The following is an 18,718-nucleotide window of genomic DNA, read 5'->3' as shown; positions in this document are numbered from 1 at the left end:
GTTTTCTTGCCGATCGCTGAGAGCTGATGGCTATTGTGCCTGAAGTCTATTTAAAAACTCGTGTCCTATTTTACTAATGTCCCCTGCTCCGAGCGTAATGACAATATCTTCTGGTTGTGTTATTTTTATTAGGACGTCCGTAACTTCATCTGTATCTGGCACATAGAAGACATGACGATGTCCGTGTGATTGTATCGCTTCTGCCAGTTTTTCAGCCGTGACGTTTTCAATAGGTGCCTCACCCGCACTATAGATTGAAGTAACAATGAGGACGTCTGCTTGATAAAAAGAACGAGAGAACTCATCTGCTAAATCTCTGACGCGCTGGTATCGATGTGGCTGAAAAACTGCAACGATACGGCGCTTATAACCCTCGCGTGCCCCGCTTAATGCGGCTTTCAACTTCGCTGGATTATGGGCGTAATCGTCAACGACAATGATATTATTCGCTTCGCCGAGAACTTCAAAGCGGCGATGGACTCCCTGAAATGACTCAAGCCGCTCCCGGATTTGAGCGAACGGAATATCAAGTTCGAGTCCAACGGCTATTGCTGCCAAAGAGTTAGAAATATTATGGCGCCCCGGCATCTTGAGGTGCATTTCGCCATATAGGTGTCCGTTTTTGCGAACTCGGTAACGAGATGTCGGACCTTCTGCGGTAATGCCTTCAGCAGTCAGATCCGCTCGTGTTTCAAGTCCATAAGTAATATAACGCTTTTTAACCCGCGGGATAAACCTCTGGATATTCTCAGCATCTAAACAAAGGACTGCGGTGCCGTAGAACGGAACCTTATTGATGAATTTGAGGAAGGTTTCACCAATCTCGTCAACACTACTGTAATAATCCAGATGGTCGGCATCGACTGACGTAACAACGGCAACAGTGGGATAAAACATCTCAATAGAGCCGTACGCCTCGTCTGCTTCGACAACCATAACATCGCCTTCGCCGCTGCGAGCATGACTGCCATCCATGAGTTTCCCACCTAAAACAACCGTCGGATCAAGGCTGGCAAGAACTGTTGCGGTCATCGCTGTTGTGGTTGTTTTTCCATGTGTTCCACTGACGGCAATGCTATAGCGCATGCGAGTAATTTCATTTAGCATCTCCGCACCCCTGACAATTGGAATATTCTGCGTTTCTGCAGCGAGGAGTTCTGGATTATCACGTGGAATTGCCGGAGACATAACGACCACATTGGCCCCCTGTATGTGTGATGCTGCGTGCTCATAATAGATAGTTGCCCCGCGTTCACGCAAGTGTTCTGTGGTATATGATTTTTGGATATCTGAACCTGTTACGTGGAATCCGAGGTCCAGTAGGATCTCAGTGATGCCACTTAAACCAGCGCCACCGATGCCGATGATATGGATGTGTCGTGTTTTTCCAAACATTTTTTAATTATTCGCAAGGCGTTGAATCAAGCGATTGGGTTTATAACGATTTACGTTAAGGAACGCATCCGATAGTTATAACGCCCGTTATTTCTCCGTAAGGTAAAATTAAAAAGTTAAAAAAATTGACTTGGCGATGTCAGTGCTGGCATCTGGTTTGCCAAGTGCTCGACTTGCGGTTACCATCCGTTCGTGCGTATTTCCATCCAGGGTCATATTCGTTAGGTTTTTAACCAATGTCTCTACTGTGAAAGTGCCTTGTTCAAGGACAACAGCTGCGCCGGCTTCTGCAACGGTGTGAGCGTTTAAGACTTGGTTGTTTCCGGTTTGCGAAGGTAAGGGTATAAAGATTGCCGGGATACCGCATGCAGTAACCTCGGCAATAGTCATTCCCCCTGCTCTGCACACCATAACGTCTGCGATGCTATAGATTTCCTCAACAGTATCAAAGAAAGGTTTGACACAGTATAGGAAACCCGAATCTCCAACTCGTGCTTTGCTATCTTGTATAGGAGTCGAGTTGGAGGTTCGGTGCAAAGCGAGTATCTGATCATACTGCTTTTGAACCTTTTCTACTTCCATGGCACCCGTTTGATGGACTATCTGGATCTGATCGGCATATTCGGATAAGTGTGGCAGTGCCGCTACAATTGCTTCATTGATAGCATGAGCACCCTGGCTCCCACCCATCACAAAAATCGTTTTCCGCTCTGGATGCAACCCGAATCTTCTATAGGTTTCTTCGGACCTCGGGAATGCAGCGATTGCAGGACGAATCGGATTTCCTGTTATCTCTATACGTGTCGTTCGTCGAAACGAATTGTTCTCGCGAACCGATGCCATGGCAAGGTAGGCGACATCTGCCCATCGTGCCAATATGCCGTTTGTTAAGCCGACAGAAGCATTCTGTTCTTGGATAGCAATCGGAATCTTGCACAGAAGACCCGCTAACAGGACCGGACCTGAAACATATCCGCCCGTTCCGATAACAACGTCTGGTTTCAACGCCTTCATATATCGCATGGACTGAATGAGTCCATGAAATGCCTTCCAAAGGGTTGGGAACCACTGTAAAGTGAGGCGACGTGGAAATCCCGCAACCGAAATAGGCAAGAAACGGAATCCGTGTTGTGGTACAAGCGTTGATTCCAACTTGCCCGAGCCACCAATGAACACAATCTCTACGGTGGCATCCAAGCGTTGCAGTGCTTGGGCGATACCGATAGCGGGATAGATGTGCCCGCCTGTCCCGCCACCCGCGACAACAATTTTTTTGTGGGTTGTACCCCGTTGCAGTGCCAGTAAACTGCGGTTGTCGGTTTCTGATATTTTTAATTTTCCTTGCGGTTCGATGAGATGCATCTCGGGTTTCATGTTCTATTCCGTAGAGTTGAAGAAACACCCAAGCAAAAACCCTTCCACTTCGTTTCAGGCTTGGTGTTTTGGAACTCTATTTTATTCGTCTGTGTTTTTATTGCTGCTACGTGATACATTCAAAAGGATCCCGACGCTTACCAGACTCAGGACAATTGATGAACCACCGTAGCTGATAAACGGCAGTGTGATCCCTTTTGTCGGCAGCAGACCTGTCGCAACACCAATGTTAATGAAAGCCTGTAGACCGATGAGGGTCGTAATTCCGGTGGCAAGCAAAGAGCCAAAGAGGTCACTTGCCTGGCGGGCAATGTGGAGTCCTCGCCATACAAAAAGCATAAAGATAAAGGTCACAGTCACGGCACCGATAAATCCGAACTCCTCACCTAACACTGCGAAAATAAAATCTGTGTGTGGATACGGAAGACGTGATATTTTCTGAAGGCTGCTATCGATTCCTAAACCGAGAAGTCCACCACTTTCGAGCGCATCGAGTGAACGTGTTAACTGATAGTTCGTCGCATCAGGGGATTTCAACATTGCCAAGTAATCCATGAGGCGTTTTAGCTTATAGGAATCTCGGATTATCAGTAGACTGAGAAGACCGCCGCCTGCACCAGCAAGTGTTAGGACATGCCAGATACGCATACCACCGACAAATAGCACGATGCAAACGGTTACGACTAATAAGAACGCCGAACCGAAATCCGGTTGGATGTACACGAGACCGAAAGCAGCACCTACAATTAAGATATTCGGCAGTACGCCGTTAAGAAAACTCTTAACGCGGTCTGGATTGTGGCTTATGAAGTTTGCCACATGCATAACCAACGCTATTTTCGCAAATTCCACGGGCTGAAAATTGATAGGCAATCCTATATTGATCCAACGTTTAAATCTACCGCCTTCTGCCCCTTGCACGCTTGCCCCTAAACCGGGGACGAAAACCAATAATAACCCAATAAAGGAGAGTATCAAAAAAAGATTTGCGAACCTCCCATAAAATCGGTAGGGGAGATGGGAACTAAGTAACATACCGACTAAACCAATCCCACAAGCAATGATGTGTATCTGTAAATAGCGGTAACTATAACCATCGTAATGTCTTGAGGAGAGAAGATGGCTTGCGCTGTATACCATCAGAATGCCTATCGCAATCAGACAGAGCGTAAGAGCGAGCAAACCTCTATCCATGCGTCCCGATCTGGGTGGCGGTGGTGCTTCTACCTGTTTCTGCTGTTCCTCTACGACCGAATAGACGCGCGTGTTTGTCCATTTGGACCCAGATTTTGGTTTGGATTTGCGGTTCTTATTGCTACGGATAGAGTTTTGATAATTGCGTATCATTTTTTTACTGTCGTAACGGCACCGGAGTGTGCCTATACTACCTTGGGCTTAAAGGGCATCAACTGCTTCTTTAAAGTCGGTGCCCCTTGCTTTGTAATCGGAATACATGTCAAAACTGGCATTTGCCGGGGACAACAGCACGACATCGCCGGGTGTCGCGTGTTTATGTGCCACCTGCACAGCCTCTGCCATTGTTTTCGCTTTCATTATTTTCGTTGTATTGGCGAGGGTCTTTTCAATCTGTTGCGTGTACTCGCCGAGCATTATTGCCCCTTTAACCTGAGTTTGAACGATTTCACACAACGAGGTATAATCATTACCCTTGTCGTATCCTCCCATTATGAGTAAAACTTGAGCGTCTGCTAATGATTCAAGAGCTGCTTTGACTGCTGCTACGTTTGTCGCTTTTGAGTCATTTATAAATCGAACACCGTCTAAGGTTCGCACTAACTCAAAAGCATGGGATAAAGCGGGATGCGACCGATCAAAACATTGAAGTGCTTCTTGGATTTCTGCCCCTGTTACACCAAAAATCCGTCCTACAGCGATAGCGGCGAGAACGTTCTGTACGTTGTGTGCTCCTCGGACTGGGATGTCCACGATGTCGCATATTTTTTCGCGTATCCCATTCTGCTGCGCGAAAAGTTCCGAACCCTCTCTAAATGTTCCTGAAAACGACGAGTTGTCGGGGACACCTTTGTCGGTAAAATAGACCGCTTCCGCCGATGTTAATGCTGCAAAATCCTTGACAGATGTTTCTGAATCATTGAGGACTATCCAATCTGCAGCTGTTTGGTTTTCAGAGATTTTCTGTTTTGCCTCACGATAGGCGGACATTGTTCCGTGTCTATCCAAGTGATCGCGAGACAAATTAAGCACAACGCTAACTTTTGGATGGAATGTCACGGTGCTCTCCAACTGAAAACTGCTTGCTTCAACAAGGACTATATCTCGACTTGTAAGGTTTTGAACTTCCGCAGCTAACGGTACACCAATATTGCCAGCAACGCGAACTTTTGGAAATCTACCACCGGCTTTTAGTATGGCAGCTGTGAGGAGTGTCGTTGTTGATTTACCTTTCGTGCCAGTGATGGCAACAATCGTTGCCGGACATACACTCGCGGCGATTTCCAATTCTGCGAGAATTGGAAGGTTTCTCAATCTCGCCTTGCACAGGATCGGAATGTCAAGTGGTACACCCGGGGAGACCACTATTAAGTCTGCATCTGTAATGCATTCCAAAGGGTGCCCACCGAAATATGTTTGAAAATGGCTATCAGCCGTCAGCAGTCGGTTGTTAATGGACTTGCTGATGGCTTCTGTGCCGATTGCCACTTGCTGATTACTGATTGCTATTTCCGCTGATAATGCTTCACGAGGACGCGTGTCTGTAAGCGTAACAACAGCACCGTGTGACTGTAGTAATTTCGCTGCAGCGATCCCGCTCCGATTCAAACCAAAAACTGTGACACGCTTTCCATGTAATTGCACTTTTTTGTTAGCCATCAGCCGTCGGCTATCAAGCATCGGAAACCAGGACCGCGTTAACGAGGGTATCTTTTCTGATTGCTGACTGCTGATTGCTATTCTCCTCACCGAAGTTTCAATGTGCTTAAGGCTATTAAGACCAAAATAAGACCGACAATCCAAAATCGGATGACAACTTTGGATTCCTTCCACCCTGAGAGCAGAAAATGATAGTGGATAGGAGACATCTTGAACACACGTTTACCAAATGTACGGAATGACCAGACTTGGATGATAACCGATAATGTTTCAGCGACGAAAATAGCACCGACTATCACGAGTAGAAATTCCTGCTTTATAAGCACTGCCACCGTTCCAAGTGTGGCACCGAGTGCCAACGATCCGGTATCTCCCATAAAGACTTGGGCAGGATGCCCATTATACCATAAAAATCCCAAACCCGCCCCGACCAACGCCGCACAGAAAATCGCTGTCACTTCCCCACCGACGGGTAAGTGAAAGATGTTCAGGTACGCTGCAATCTCATTGTGGCTTGTCATATACCCAACGATGCCCAAGGTGCCCGCAACAAACAACGTACATCCGATTGCTAATCCATCCATTCCATCTGTAAGATTGACCGCATTAGAGGCACCAACGATAACTAAAGTTGCGAAAGGAATAAACAGGATACCCAAACTGGGTTGGATGTCTTTGAAAAAAGGGAGAACCAGTGCTGTCCGGGTCGTTGGATCCCCGGCTTCCACGGGACCCCACTGGTAAAGATATCCAGCAATCACCAATGCCCCTACTGTTTGAAGCCCAATTTTATGCCAGCCTCGGAGTCCTAAGGACTGTTGTTTTACCAATTTGCTGTAATCGTCCAGAAATCCAAGCCCACCGAACCACAGCGTCGTCAAAATCATCAGGTAGATATAGGGTTGGTCTAAACGCGACCAGAAGACTACGGATATCAGAACAGATACAATAATGAGGACTCCGCCCATTGTCGGCACCCCTGCCTTGTTCTGATTTTCAGTACTCTGTTGGGCTTTTGCTACCTCCTCCTGAATATGTTCTCCAATGCGCAGCTGTTTTAACTTCTCTATCATAAAAGGTCCCAAAACGAGGGAAATCAGGAGAGCAGTAGCTGTCGCATAAATTGCGCGAAAACTAATATAGCGAAAGATATTGAATGGTGAAAAGACCTCAACCAGATTCTCAAAAAAGAGATGATAAAACATTTCTTGTATAGCTTTCGTACAAATAAATTTTGTTGACTGGCATCCAACTTAAGGCCGCTTCGCAGCGTTCGACAGATTTGGATTGGAGACATTTCGGGGTGCCGTCAAGGGATACTTTCAGGCATTACAGCGTCTTACTCTGTGTGCCGCCAAGCTTTCCATCCTTCTTCAATTTGGAAAAACTCGCACCTGCTTGGCTTAGGAGGTTCGTTGTATATGTATAGGTTAAGGCATTTTTCTGTGCGTGTACCGTCCGTGCTAAGTCGATGAGATCGGATACGAGTTGCGGAAACTCAATGCCTTGATGCGTCCACAAGTAGTAACTATAGGATCCCGGAATGGTGTTGATTTCATTCACGTAAACGTTCTCGTTTGCATCTATGAGAAAGTCGATACGTGCGACACCGGCGCAATCTAAAACCTGAAAAGTCTGTATTGCCAGACTTTGTATATGTAACGTCAATTCTTCTGAAATGGGTGCAGGAATTTTTCTGTCTGCACCTGCCATTCCTGAAGATTCTCCGTGTTGATGGATGTATTTATCGTCAAAACTGAGAAAGTTGGTTTCCTGCGTCACGGGTTGCTCGCAGACAGAGGCGGTTGGCTCATCTGTGCCCATTACAGCACAGTTGATTTCCAGTGGATTCTCGACCGCTTTTTCGACGAGGATCCTGCGCGAATAGTGTCCGGCAACTTCCGCAGCAGCACATAGTTCAACTCGGTTTTTAACATGGCTGACCCCAATACTTGAGCCACTCATTGCAGGTTTCACAAACAGTGGGTAAGAAAGCGATGCTTCCACCTTTTTGATGAGTTCGTCACGGCGCGTCTCCCAATCATGATGCGTCCAATATAAATAAGGAAGTATTGGAAGACCATTTTCGCTGAGAATCGCCTTCATCATGATTTTATCCATACCAACAGCAGAACCGACGACTCGCGCACCAACGTAAGGCAGGTTCATAAGTTCAAGTAGACCTTGAAGTGTTCCATCTTCGCCATGCATACCGTGTATTGATGGGAAGACAACATCTACCGGAAGAACCGTTCTTTTCTGAATGTTTTGACCAAGCCAATGTTTTGCGGTAACAACAAATTGCGGAGTTGGATGAAATTCAACACTGACCTTGTCGAAGTCGGTTGAATGTGGCAGATTTCCATCGGTAAAGGTTGACAAATCGCAAAGGGCATCGCCAGTTAACCACTCCCCATTTTTTGTGACGTAAATAGGGATAACGCGATGCCCGCCCGATTCGCCACTGAAGTCTTGTAGGGCAAGACAGACCTGGTGTGCGGTTACGATTGAGACTTCATGTTCAGGTGTACATCCTCCAAATATAAGAGCTACATTGTATTTTGACATTTAATTTTTCCTTGCGGGTCGGTCAGGGGCATCTAACGCTTTGCGAATTATTAAAAAGACGGTCAACCGATAGCCGACTGCTGTTCCTCATTATAGTTGTCCGGGAGGTCGTTTTCAAAAAGGACAACATCACCGGCTCGGACCTGTGTTGCTAAATGTTGTTTAACTTCTTCCAAGTTAAGTGCGACAATGATCTGCTGGGTCGGATATTGCACGGCTTTCAAGCCGTCTAAAATCGGAGTCGTCCGCCTGGGTCCCACTAAAATGACCAAATCACAGACATCGGCTGCGTGTTCTCCGAGGCGTTTATTTTCTTCGTATTCCCTTTCACCGAGTTCTACCATCCCAGGTGTTACTAACACTTTTTTACCACCTTGGATTTCAGTGAGAACTTCAAGAGCCGCTTTCGCGCCGACTGGGTTCGAGTTGAAGCTATCGTCGATGATGGTTACATCGCCTTCGCTGGCGGTCAATTGCAAGCGGTGTGGGACGGGTTCAACATTGGTGATTGCTACCCGAATTTCCTCAAGTGTCATTCCGCATTCTATTGCAACTGCCGTTGCAGCGAGGATATTGGATACGTTATGTCTGCCTAAGAGTTGTGTCCGAATCTCTACACTTCCCTCAGCCGCTGGCGAGGTTTCTAACCTCGCCGCTATTCTGAAAGCAAGTCCTTCGTCGGTGTGTTGAATGTTTGTGGCAGTTAACTCAGCACGCTCACCAGCCGAAGTTACAGGAAATGGTTCTGTCGCGTACCGACGCACGGGATTTCCATCTTGCTCCCTTTTATCGGCAAGTCCAGCGCAAATTTCATTGTCACAGTTGAAAACTGCGAGTCCACCCGGTGGGAGGGACTCAATCAACTCATATTTCGTTTTGGCAATATTCTCTATACTTTTAAATCGTTCTAAGTGCTGAGGTCCAACAGCTGTGAGAATGCCGGTTTGAGGGGATGCTAAGTTACATAACTCTCGGATGTCGCCACGTTTATAAGCCCCCATTTCGACAATAAATATCTCGTGTTCAGCGGTAAGTTCCCCGCGGATGACTTTGCAGATACCCATTGGTGTATTGTAACTGTCAGGGGTCATCAACGCGTTAAATTTTTGAGACAAGATCTGATGTAGGATATATTTCGTGCTCGTCTTACCATAACTTCCTGTAATCCCGATAACTTTGGGCTGGAACGTCTTGATTCGTTTTTTCGCTGAAAGGAGATACGCTCCATTTATCGTCCGCTCCAAAGGATAGATAAGCAGATTCGCAATTGTTAAATTAATGACAGTTACTTCGCTAAAGAGAAAGATTGCAATTCGCCATCGAGGAAACACCCCAGCAAAAACACTGGTCTGTGCTATAAACACAAGTGTTGTCGCTATACCGACGAGCAAGCAGATTGAGAGTCCAAACACCCGTTTCGCGCGTGCTGTGTAAACGAGCGGTTTTTTTGAAGATTCCTTTTTCCGTTGCGTGCTCATATAGATTTGGAATCCACCCCAAGTTAAGCACAGCACAGGAAACAGCCATGTATCGTTATAGTGGGGATAGAACGCCGTCAGGATGAGCAGCCCGCCAATAATGAGAATCTCCTTGATTTCAAAACAATTCCTCAGATGTTGACGCATCCACTTCAGGTACCGACCTGTTTTATAGCCATCGAGTTGGAGTATATGGAGACCACGCGTGGTCCTAACGACAGCCCTTACGAAACAGGTCAGCATCACGAAGTAGAAAAAAACAGTACTCATCATTTCCAATTTTCTAATTTTCCTTCAAAAAGCTTGCGACAATTCGGCAAAACTGAGGGAACTGATCAAGGTACGAAAAATGGCCTGCTTCCTTGAGGACAACTAATCCCGCGTCGGGTATTTCTTTCTCCATAATTTGTCCGAAAGCCACGGGGGTATCTTTGTCGTCTTCACCCCAGATTAACAGTGTTGATGCGGTTATCCGTGGCAAGAGTGGACGCAAATCTTGATTCACGACTTTGACGAACGTGGCACGCATATCTCCAGCGTTCTGATAGTCTTTGGAACCGGCGCGTGCGGACATCGTATCTGCGACGAGATCACCATATTTCCCGCATCGACGGAGCATTTTACCGATTTTTGCTAAACCTACGCGAAGATGATATTTTGCGGTTCGAGGCGGTATGATTCCCGCGCTGTCAACCAGAATAAGTTTATCGACTTTTTCAGGGTATTCCGCTGAGACGATAATCGAAATTCTACCGCCAAAGGAGTGACCGATGAAGTGAGCCTTTGGAATGTCAAACTCTTCCAGAAACGCTATAACGAACTGGGCATAATCGGAAGTGTTCCACGCTGTAAGGGGAATCTGACTCTGACCGAACCCTGGCAAATCAAGTGCGTAGACTTTGTGGGAGTGTGCGAGCCAATCAAAGACAGGTTGAAAACTCGCCGCTTCTCCACCCCAACCATGCAAGAGGAGAATTACCTCGCCTTCTCCCGAAACCTGATATGCAATCTTTAGACCGTTAATCTCCGTACTCTGCATGTTTTTTAAGGACTATCGGAAACCATCGGTTCTCCATCAGTTAAGAAGGTTTCATTTAACGGAAGTCTCTTGGCTGACTGCTGATTGCTGATTGCTGGTTGCCATTGCCAAAAAATCCGATGCCACAACCCTATCGTCAAAGGGAAATCTTTTGCCGTGAATTTCTTGGTAATCCTCATGTCCTTTGCCCGCGATGACAACAACATCACCGGATTTTGCCGTCGCGATTGCGTGCTGGATAGCGTCGCGTCTCTCTGGAATGCATACATATTCGGTGTCATGTGGTAAATTTGACACAATTTGCGCGATGATTTCATCAGGGTTTTCGGTGCGTGGATTGTCGGAAGTAATCACGCTATAATCCGCAATTTGTGCGGAAATATTTCCCATCTTTGGACGCTTACCGTTATCCCTATCGCCACCGCATCCGAAAACACAAATTAATTTACATTTAGCGACGCGCTTAGCGGCAGTCAGCACATTTTCTAAGCCATCGGGTGTATGTGCATAGTCAACGATGACAGCGAAATCCTGTCCTCGATCAATCAGCTCAAACCGACCCGGAACTACAGTACCAGCAAGGCCTTCCTGGATCGCTGAGATCGGACAATCGTAACGGAGTCCGACAGCGATGGCGGCAAGGGCGTTGTAAAGGTTGTATTCTCCGAGTAATCGCAACCGCACTGGAACCCCTCCATCTGGCGTAACCGCTGTAAACGTCAATCGATTATGAGAAAAATTAATATTCTCTGCGTGTATATCTGCTTTTTCACCAAAACCGTACGTCGTAGGTGCGAGCTGTGCTCGCGAATTCCTTAAGGCATGGGCAATACGTTCTGTTACCGGTGAATCGCTGTTCAAGATGGCAACACCTTCCTTGTCGAGTTGCTCGAACAGCATCAGCTTTGCCTTTAGATATGCTTCCATCGTTTGATGGTAATCAAGGTGGTCTTGGGTGAAGTTGGTAAAAACCGCGGTATCGAAGGTAAGTCCTGCCAGGCGCTGTAGTGCTAACCCTTGCGAGGAGGTTTCCATCGTAACGAACGCTACATTCTCCTCAGTAAACTGCTTGAAAAGAGCGTGGAGTGCGAACGCATCAGGAGTCGTCAGGGAAGCAGAGAGGATTTCCTCCTCGCCTTGGGAGTTCGTGTACTGGTGTCCAACTGTTCCAATGAGTGCTGTTTTTTGACCGCTTGCCTTGAATATCGCATGTATGAGGTGTGCTGTTGAGGTTTTACCGTTGGTGCCTGTAATACCGATGAGTTTAAGGCGTTTTGCAGGGTTTCCATGCCAATTAGCAGCAATCAAGGACATCGCTTGGCGTCCGCACGGGACTTGCACATAGGTGATCGGCTTTCTTGGTGTCTCTATAGTTGTTATCGGTTTTTCACCAATGACAACTGCAGCGCCTTTTTGAAGGGCATCTCGAATGAAGTCGTGGCTATCCACGTTGATGCCTTGATAACAAACAAAAGCATTACCGGGTTCGACGCTCCGATTGTCACTGACAACACCAGTAATATCAATATCCGGCGATCCAGAACTTGTGGTAATGTGAAGTCCGCGGAGCAGCTCATGAAGCCTCACAGCCCCTCTCCTTTCAGCGTCGGTGATTGTTTTGTAACAACAGGTGAGAGGTTAGAGAACTTTTGAAGTTCAGGTCCGAAGAACTCCGTTTGCTTCAAGTATTGTATTGTTTGGGCAGCGATTTGCTGGAAAAGAGGTCCGGCGGTTTGTCCGCTGAAACGTGCCCCTTTCGGTTCATCAAGCATGACGATTATTGATACCATAGGATTCTCTGCGGGTAGGAATCCCATGAAAGACATGATCTCTTTTCCGGCGTAGCCTCTACCATGTTTTTCAGCTTTTTGGGCTGTTCCGGTTTTTCCTGCCACGCGATAACCTTCAACGCGTGCTCGTCTGCCACTTCCACCTTCAACAACGCCGACGAGTATCTCTGTCATCTGTTTTGCTATTATCGGGCGGATGACCTGTCGGACTTCAATCGGATATTTCTTTTTAATCACCTTTCCATTGCTGTCCCGAATTTCTCGGGTAATGTGTGGACGGAGGAGTTTTCCACGGTTCGCAATGACGTTTAGCGCGCTCACCATCTGAAGAGGCGTTACCATAATCCCTTGTCCAAAGGGGATGGAGCCAAGAGAGTGCGTATCCCAATGCTTTACGGCATAAAGGCTTCCTCTGTGCTCATAAGGTAGGTCTACACCGGTTGCTTTTCCAAAGCCGTACTTTTCAATGTAGGTACTAAAGTTATCGGGTCCCAATTCCTTGACGACTTTAATCATACCGATATTACTGGATTTGTGGAGGACTTCTTCTAAGGTAAGCCATCCTTTTCCCGAGACATCCCGGATGATTCTACCGTTCGAGAGTCGGTAACGTCCATTCTCGCAAAAAACCGTTGACTCAGGGCTCATAATGCCCTCGTTCAGAACAGCGGAGGATGCAACGATTTTAAAAATCGAACCCGGCTCATACGCAAACCAAACACCAAGATTCCTTTTTGCTTGCTCACTTCCAAGGGTGTAATGGTTCAAATCGTAAGAGGGATAGCTTGCAAGTGCCAGTATCTCTGCCGTTTTTGATGCCAAGACGATGGCTGTCCCGCGTGGCGAGTTCCATTTTCGACACGCTGCTGCTAATTCCTTCTCAGCGACGTATTGAATATATTCATCAAGCGTCAGGACGACGCTATACCCATAATCGTCGGTAGAATCACCGTTGGTTAACAAGTTTAAAGGTTCATTACGGGCGGCTTCTGCCCGCCGTGCTGCTTGTCGCTGCCTCGCATTCAAAAGGTAATTGTTGTACTGATACTCGATTCCCTCACCCATATTTTGGTCGTTTATGTGTCCAATAACTTGGGCGGCGAGTGTCCCTTTCGGATAGCTCCGTTGCTGTTCGACCTCATGCTTTATGCCACGAATCTCTTTCTCAATTGCTCGAATTTCGTCAAGTAACTCGTAATCCATATCCTTTTTCAGCCATACAAACCGTTTATCCTTGCGACGCAGTTGGGTAAGCAATTCAGATTCGGGAATGCCTAAAACCGGGGCAAGCCTGCGAGCGGCTTCACGCGGTTCGGTCTTCATATACGTCGGATCCGCATAGACAGAGATGCTGTGACGACTCAGGGCTAAAACATTCCCATGTCTGTCCAAAATTTTGCCTCGTTTTACCGCTGCTGTGCGCGCAGTGCCCCAAGGGTGGGCAGTTGGTACTTGATGTGCGGCATCGTTGGAGATTTGTACTTTGAACAGTTTACCGACCAATAATAGGAAACCCACCTGCAGTATAATAAGCACGAAAACAAGTCGGCGAATGGATAAATGTGAATTGTTTTTCATGTTTTTCCACCAAATGAATATAAATATGAGTGCTTTTCAAAAAGAGAAACAAAAGGTGTGCCCTAAAAGACGAAACTATTTATCCCAGACTATCTGTGAGGCTTCGGCGGGTTCAACCATTCCGAGTTCAGTCGCGATTTGCCGAATCCTCTGCACACCGGTTAAGGTTGATTCTTTCAGTTCAAGTCGATGAATCGCGTCCTGAATTTGACGCTTCTGTCTCTCATAAGTGGGCTGTCGTTGCAAAGCGACCTTCTTGGCGTAAGATGAGAACCAAATGCTGCCAGCGAAGGTGCAGAAAGATAGCACCAGAACAATATATGCTAACGGAAATCTCTTTTTCGGTTTTGGGTCTTCTGTATTTGTGATGCGTGTTGAATGACTGTTATGTAGTGTTTGCATTTGTTCAATTTTTTAATTATACCTTGCGGTTCGGTGAAGTAGGTTTCAAGTTTCACGCACCTTTCCGTAGATCTAAAGGAAACACCCAAGCAAAAACCCCTCCGCTTCGCTTACGGGCTACGCGCTTTGTTCATAGAGATAGAAGCACTTCCACAGGTAGCAAAGGCTCTCCTTTTTAAACGTTGAAGATTGTGTTTAAGATACATTTTTTCTTTCATAGCGCAGAAAATACGGACACCTTACCCTACAATTTGCGAGCGACGCGTAGTTTAGCACTCCGCGCTCGCGGATTGTGTTGAACTTCAGCCGCATTTGGTAATATAGGGCGCTTCGTAAGAATTTCCAAGGAGGCACTGTGTTCACAGATACAGATGGGCGTTTTCGGTGGACAGATACACGCCCGTGCACATTTCTGAAAACAGTGCTTGACTATTCTATCTTCAAGTGAATGAAACGCAATGACACACAGACAACCATCCGGCTTCAGAAGCGATATTGCAGCGTCTAAACCCATCGCAAGATTTTCCAATTCGGCGTTGATATGAATGCGGAGTGCCTGAAATACACGAGTCGCAGGATGGATTTTGGATACACCCTTCGGGACAGCTTGCTTGACAATCTCTGCCAATTGCGTTGTTGTCACTATCGGTGTTTCTTTCCGCTCCTGAATAATCCGATGGGCAATCCGTTTCGCGAATCGTTCTTCGCCATATCGCTTGAAAATATCAACAAGGGCCTCCATTGGACTGTTGTTGACAACCTGCATCGCTGTGAGCTCCGTTTTCTGAGTATGGCTTTCAGCTGTCAATAAAGAGGTTTCCGATAAAGTAGCGTGTTTTTGCTTAGGTGTTTGCTGCTGACCGCGACGCAAGCCGCGTGTGGGAGACCTACGCGACAATGCTGATTGCTGACTGTTGTTCATACGCATATCTAATGGACCAGTATGATTGAAACTGAAACCTCGCTGTGGTGTGTCCAGCTGCAGGGACGACACCCCTAAGTCCAGCAGAATACCGTCTACAGCATGAATCGAGTGTTTGGTTTCCAATAAAACATCCATCTCAGCAAAATTGCCGCTAATCAGAGAAGAACGCTCTCCGAAGACGTGTAATCTACTTTTTGCGATAGTGAGAGCCTCAACATCTAAATCAATTCCGATCACGCGTCCGTTCGGTGCAGAGGCCTCTAAAATAGCGGCACTATGCCCTCCTAATCCGACAGTGCCATCTATATAAACACCATCCGGTTTTGGGCTGAGAAAATCGATCACTTTATCACATAAAACTGATATATGCTGTGGATCTATAGCGTTCACAAATGCCTACCATTACAATAATCTGTAGCAAGAAACGTGCCAATTTATTTTACGTGCCGGTTGTTCAAGCATCTATCCGATTTTGATAGATGGCTGTCACGAGTTCCATCGTCTTGACGGCGTCAGCGAAGCAGGTTAACGGTTGTTGGTTCTGCTGAATGCAGTCGACAAAATGTCGGCTCTCTCCATAAAATCCGTAAGCCCTGTGTGTAACATCAGATCCCGCCGCTTCTTCAGGGGTGATTTCAGTTGTGCCTTCGGGTGTATGAAGCATAGCACGTCCACCCGGATCGGGGTTGATGTAAGCGGAAATCTCACGCGCATGCATCTCAAATGTATGGATACGCCCGCCGACTGCCCAGTTGGTACAAAGATAACCTGAGGCACCGCTGGTAAATTTAACAAGGGCGTTGAAACTGTTCTCGCGCTCGGAATAGAAACTGTTGATGTCGCTTGCGACGGCTTTCACTTCACCACCACCAAGCCATCGGAGTGCGTCCACGGCGTGAATGGCATCACATGTTAGAACGTCTATCACGCCGTCGTAATAGCGCGCGTCTGGTGTGTTTTTGTGGAAGGTTGACATGCACTGAATGATCGGTCCCTGCTCTTCAACGATCGTTTTGACCTTGCGCAAGAGAGGGATAAAACGACGATTGAAACCGACCATCGTCTTACTGTTGTTTTTCTCTGCGGCGCGTGCCATTTCCTTGGTTTGATGAAGCGTAATACCGGGTGGTTTCTCAATAAAAACGTGGTGCTGTTGCGAGAGACAGTGAATTACGAGTGGAAACAGGTGTTGCGGCGGCATGAGGATATACACCGCATCGGGACTCGTCTTCTCAAGCATCTGTTTATAGTCGGTGAATGTTTCTTCAATCTCAAAGCGTTCCGCTGTTGCCTGAAGTTTTGATGGAACCATATCACACAATCCAACAAGGTTCACATCTTCACACTCTCTGAGCGACGGATAATGGACACCGTTTGCCATTCCGCCCGCGCCGATGAGGGCGATATTAACTTTTTCCATTGCGAGTTCTCCTAACGAATCTTTCCTTGCATATTATAGGAGGCGATGTTAAAATGCAACTAACTTCTGAATATTGACGCTACTTACTAACCAACGCGGACATCGACAACACAATGAGCACTGATCCTATCAAACTTGAGCTTTACAAAAATATGCTGACCTCCGTTGCCGAGGAGATGGGCGTAACGCTACAACGCACGGCATTCTCACCGAATATCAAGGAACGGCTTGATTTTTCGTGTGCCGTGTTTGATAACACGGGTAAAATGGTTGCACAAGCCGCTCATATTCCTGTGCATCTCGGTTCCATGCCACTTTCGGTGCTCGCTGCGATTGCCCATACAGAAATGGTGCCTGGTGATATGATTGCCCTTAATGATCCATATCGCGGTGGCACCCATCTACCCGATATTACGCTCGTCGCGCCCGTTTTCTCAGATGGAGATATGGAAAAATGGAAGGATGGGAGGAAATCTGAATGGAAGGATAGACGGGACCCCCAGTCTTCCAGTCTTCCAGTCTTTCAATCTTCTATCCGCCCCGTCTTCTTTGTTGCGAATCGTGCACATCACGCCGACGTGGGTGGAATGTCCCCTGGTTCCATGCCAATTGCGACGAGTGTCATTCAGGAAGGGATCCGAATTCCACCCGTTAAACTCATTCGAGGCGGGGAATTGGATACTGACCTCTGGGAATTTATTCTCGCGAATGTCCGCACGCCTGGGGAACGCCGTGGTGATATGGAAGCACAACTCGCTGCGAACCGTGTGGGTGAACGGTGCCTACAGGAGATGGTGGGTAAATATGGCGCGCCAGAAATTACGGAATACATGCAGGAACTCTGTGCGTATGCGAGTCGAATGGTCAGGGCACGCCTTCGGGAAATCCCGAACGGACGCTACATGTATGCTGATGTACTTGATAATGACGGCATCACCGATGAATCTATTGAGATACGGGTCGCGATTGAGATCGAAGATGATACCGCAGTGGTTGATTTCACTGGCACGGCGAAACAGGTTCGAGGTTCAGTTAACGCTATTTACGCGATTACGCTTTCCGCTGTTTTTTATGCCTTTCGATGTATTGCTGGTGCAGATGTTCCTGCCAATGCTGGGTGTTTAGAACCGATCCGAGTCGTCGCGCCAGAGGGAACCGTTGTGAATGCAAAGTTTCCGGCTGCGGTTGCGGGCGGAAATGTCGAAACATCGCAACGTATTGTTGATGTCCTGCTCGGGGCATTGGCGCAAGCCTGTCCTGATCAGATTCCCGCTGCGAGTTCCGGCACCATGAATAACCTTACAATAGGTGGGTATGATGTTTCGCGCGGAAAGGACTTTACGTATTACGAAACGATTGCAGGCGGCATGGGAGCACGCCCAAACCGAGACGGAATTGATGCCATCCATACGCATATGACGAATACGATGAATACACCGATAGAGGCGATCGAGACGAATTACCCGATGCAGGTGGCGGCATACTCAATTAGACGTGGAACAGGCGGGGCAGGGAAATTCCGAGGGGGTGCAGGAGTTGTTCGAGCACTGCGACTTCTCACAGATGCCGAGGTCACCATCCTTTCTGATCGCCGAACGCAGTGTCCCTACGGGCTGCAAGGCGGTGAACCCGGAAAACCGGGGCGTAATGTGCTAATTTCCGGTGGAGCAGAGCAGCCATTGTCGGGTAAGGTGTCCACTTCCACAAATGAAGGGGACATCATTCGGATAGAGACACCGGGCGGTGGTGGATACGGAAAGAAAGAGACAGCGAACTCTTGAAACACTCTGTTCCTACAGAGTCCGCTTCCAGCGTCATATTCTCAAAAAAAATAAAGACTTGAGTTGAGAATAAGCCGGATTCTGTATGTGACGGTCATTCATCTGGGATGGATGT

General features: G+C 47.2%; 14 protein-coding genes. 1 reads left to right on the top strand and 13 read right to left on the bottom strand.

The window, feature by feature from the left end; all coding sequences use genetic code 11:
• Positions 1 to 30: 30 nt before the first annotated feature.
• From J4G07_06925 to J4G07_06865, 13 genes are all read right to left on the bottom strand, one after another.
• Complete coding sequence (locus tag J4G07_06925; GenBank protein ID MCE2413721.1) at positions 31 to 1,395, bottom strand: UDP-N-acetylmuramate--L-alanine ligase; 1,365 nt, start codon at positions 1,393 to 1,395, stop codon at positions 31 to 33.
• 108 nt (positions 1,396 to 1,503) lie between these two features.
• Positions 1,504 to 2,769, bottom strand: coding sequence for an undecaprenyldiphospho-muramoylpentapeptide beta-N-acetylglucosaminyltransferase (murG, locus tag J4G07_06920; GenBank protein MCE2413720.1), 1,266 nt, complete (start codon positions 2,767 to 2,769; stop codon positions 1,504 to 1,506).
• An 81-nt stretch (positions 2,770 to 2,850) separates the two neighbouring features.
• Positions 2,851 to 4,116, bottom strand: coding sequence for a putative lipid II flippase FtsW (gene ftsW / locus J4G07_06915; GenBank protein ID MCE2413719.1), 1,266 nt, complete (start codon positions 4,114 to 4,116; stop codon positions 2,851 to 2,853).
• A 48-nt stretch (positions 4,117 to 4,164) separates the two neighbouring features.
• The gene (gene murD / locus J4G07_06910) at positions 4,165 to 5,622 is read right to left on the bottom strand and encodes a UDP-N-acetylmuramoyl-L-alanine--D-glutamate ligase (protein MCE2413718.1); all 1,458 of its coding nucleotides are present in this window, start codon (positions 5,620 to 5,622) and stop codon (positions 4,165 to 4,167) included.
• A gap of 86 nt (positions 5,623 to 5,708) precedes the next feature.
• Positions 5,709 to 6,827, bottom strand: a complete 1,119-nt coding sequence (gene mraY, locus J4G07_06905; GenBank protein ID MCE2413717.1) for a phospho-N-acetylmuramoyl-pentapeptide-transferase — start codon at positions 6,825 to 6,827, stop codon at positions 5,709 to 5,711.
• Between the two features lie 124 nt (positions 6,828 to 6,951).
• A complete protein-coding gene (locus J4G07_06900) occupies positions 6,952 to 8,190 on the bottom strand; it encodes a D-alanine--D-alanine ligase (protein ID MCE2413716.1) in 1,239 nt (412 codons plus the stop codon).
• A gap of 62 nt (positions 8,191 to 8,252) precedes the next feature.
• Positions 8,253 to 9,941 carry a UDP-N-acetylmuramoyl-tripeptide--D-alanyl-D-alanine ligase gene (locus tag J4G07_06895; protein ID MCE2413715.1) on the bottom strand — a complete coding sequence of 563 codons (1,689 nt, stop codon included), beginning with the start codon at positions 9,939 to 9,941 and terminating at the stop codon, positions 8,253 to 8,255.
• A gap of 10 nt (positions 9,942 to 9,951) precedes the next feature.
• Positions 9,952 to 10,707: an alpha/beta hydrolase gene (locus J4G07_06890; GenBank protein ID MCE2413714.1), complete on the bottom strand. Its 756-nt coding sequence runs from the start codon at positions 10,705 to 10,707 to the stop codon at positions 9,952 to 9,954.
• A gap of 51 nt (positions 10,708 to 10,758) precedes the next feature.
• Entirely contained in the window at positions 10,759 to 12,294 is a 1,536-nt protein-coding gene (locus J4G07_06885; protein MCE2413713.1) for a UDP-N-acetylmuramoyl-L-alanyl-D-glutamate--2,6-diaminopimelate ligase, read from the bottom strand.
• On the bottom strand, positions 12,291 to 14,075 hold the full coding sequence (locus J4G07_06880) for a penicillin-binding protein 2 (protein ID MCE2413712.1): 1,785 nt from the start codon (positions 14,073 to 14,075) through the stop codon (positions 12,291 to 12,293). The genes J4G07_06885 and J4G07_06880 overlap by 4 nt, the downstream gene beginning before the upstream one ends.
• A gap of 75 nt (positions 14,076 to 14,150) precedes the next feature.
• The gene (locus J4G07_06875; GenBank protein MCE2413711.1) at positions 14,151 to 14,477 is read right to left on the bottom strand and encodes a cell division protein FtsL; all 327 of its coding nucleotides are present in this window, start codon (positions 14,475 to 14,477) and stop codon (positions 14,151 to 14,153) included.
• 244 nt (positions 14,478 to 14,721) lie between these two features.
• Positions 14,722 to 15,747 (bottom strand): 16S rRNA (cytosine(1402)-N(4))-methyltransferase RsmH, encoded by a 1,026-nt coding sequence (gene rsmH / locus J4G07_06870; protein ID MCE2413710.1) that lies wholly within the window; start codon positions 15,745 to 15,747, stop codon positions 14,722 to 14,724.
• 109 nt (positions 15,748 to 15,856) lie between these two features.
• Positions 15,857 to 16,822, bottom strand: a complete 966-nt coding sequence (locus J4G07_06865) for a Gfo/Idh/MocA family oxidoreductase (protein ID MCE2413709.1) — start codon at positions 16,820 to 16,822, stop codon at positions 15,857 to 15,859.
• A 113-nt stretch (positions 16,823 to 16,935) separates the two neighbouring features.
• Between J4G07_06865 and J4G07_06860 the strand changes: the two genes are divergently transcribed.
• Positions 16,936 to 18,603, top strand: coding sequence for a hydantoinase B/oxoprolinase family protein (locus J4G07_06860; protein ID MCE2413708.1), 1,668 nt, complete (start codon positions 16,936 to 16,938; stop codon positions 18,601 to 18,603).
• The last annotated feature ends 115 nt before the right edge of the window (positions 18,604 to 18,718 follow it).

Source organism: Candidatus Poribacteria bacterium (assembly GCA_021295715.1).
Taxonomy (GTDB): Bacteria; Poribacteria; WGA-4E; order WGA-4E; family WGA-3G; genus WGA-3G.
The sequence above is the reverse complement of the archived record's forward strand: the minus strand, read 5'-3'. Positions and strand labels throughout refer to the sequence as shown.

Excerpts from the sequence above, each read along its gene's own strand:
- J4G07_06925 (MCE2413721.1), bottom strand. The coding sequence starts at position 1,395 with ATGTTTGGAAAAACACGACACATCCATATCATCGGCATCGGTGGCGCT.
- murG (MCE2413720.1), bottom strand. The coding sequence starts at position 2,769 with ATGAAACCCGAGATGCATCTCATCGAACCGCAAGGAAAATTAAAAATA.
- ftsW (MCE2413719.1), bottom strand. The coding sequence starts at position 4,116 with ATGATACGCAATTATCAAAACTCTATCCGTAGCAATAAGAACCGCAAA.
- murD (MCE2413718.1), bottom strand. The coding sequence starts at position 5,622 with ATGGCTAACAAAAAAGTGCAATTACATGGAAAGCGTGTCACAGTTTTT.
- mraY (MCE2413717.1), bottom strand. The coding sequence starts at position 6,827 with ATGTTTTATCATCTCTTTTTTGAGAATCTGGTTGAGGTCTTTTCACCA.
- J4G07_06900 (MCE2413716.1), bottom strand. The coding sequence starts at position 8,190 with ATGTCAAAATACAATGTAGCTCTTATATTTGGAGGATGTACACCTGAA.
- J4G07_06895 (MCE2413715.1), bottom strand. The coding sequence starts at position 9,941 with ATGATGAGTACTGTTTTTTTCTACTTCGTGATGCTGACCTGTTTCGTA.
- J4G07_06890 (MCE2413714.1), bottom strand. The coding sequence starts at position 10,707 with ATGCAGAGTACGGAGATTAACGGTCTAAAGATTGCATATCAGGTTTCG.
- J4G07_06880 (MCE2413712.1), bottom strand. The coding sequence starts at position 14,075 with ATGAAAAACAATTCACATTTATCCATTCGCCGACTTGTTTTCGTGCTT.
- J4G07_06875 (MCE2413711.1), bottom strand. The coding sequence starts at position 14,477 with ATGCAAACACTACATAACAGTCATTCAACACGCATCACAAATACAGAA.
- J4G07_06865 (MCE2413709.1), bottom strand. The coding sequence starts at position 16,822 with ATGGAAAAAGTTAATATCGCCCTCATCGGCGCGGGCGGAATGGCAAAC.
- J4G07_06860 (MCE2413708.1), top strand. The coding sequence starts at position 16,936 with ATGAGCACTGATCCTATCAAACTTGAGCTTTACAAAAATATGCTGACC.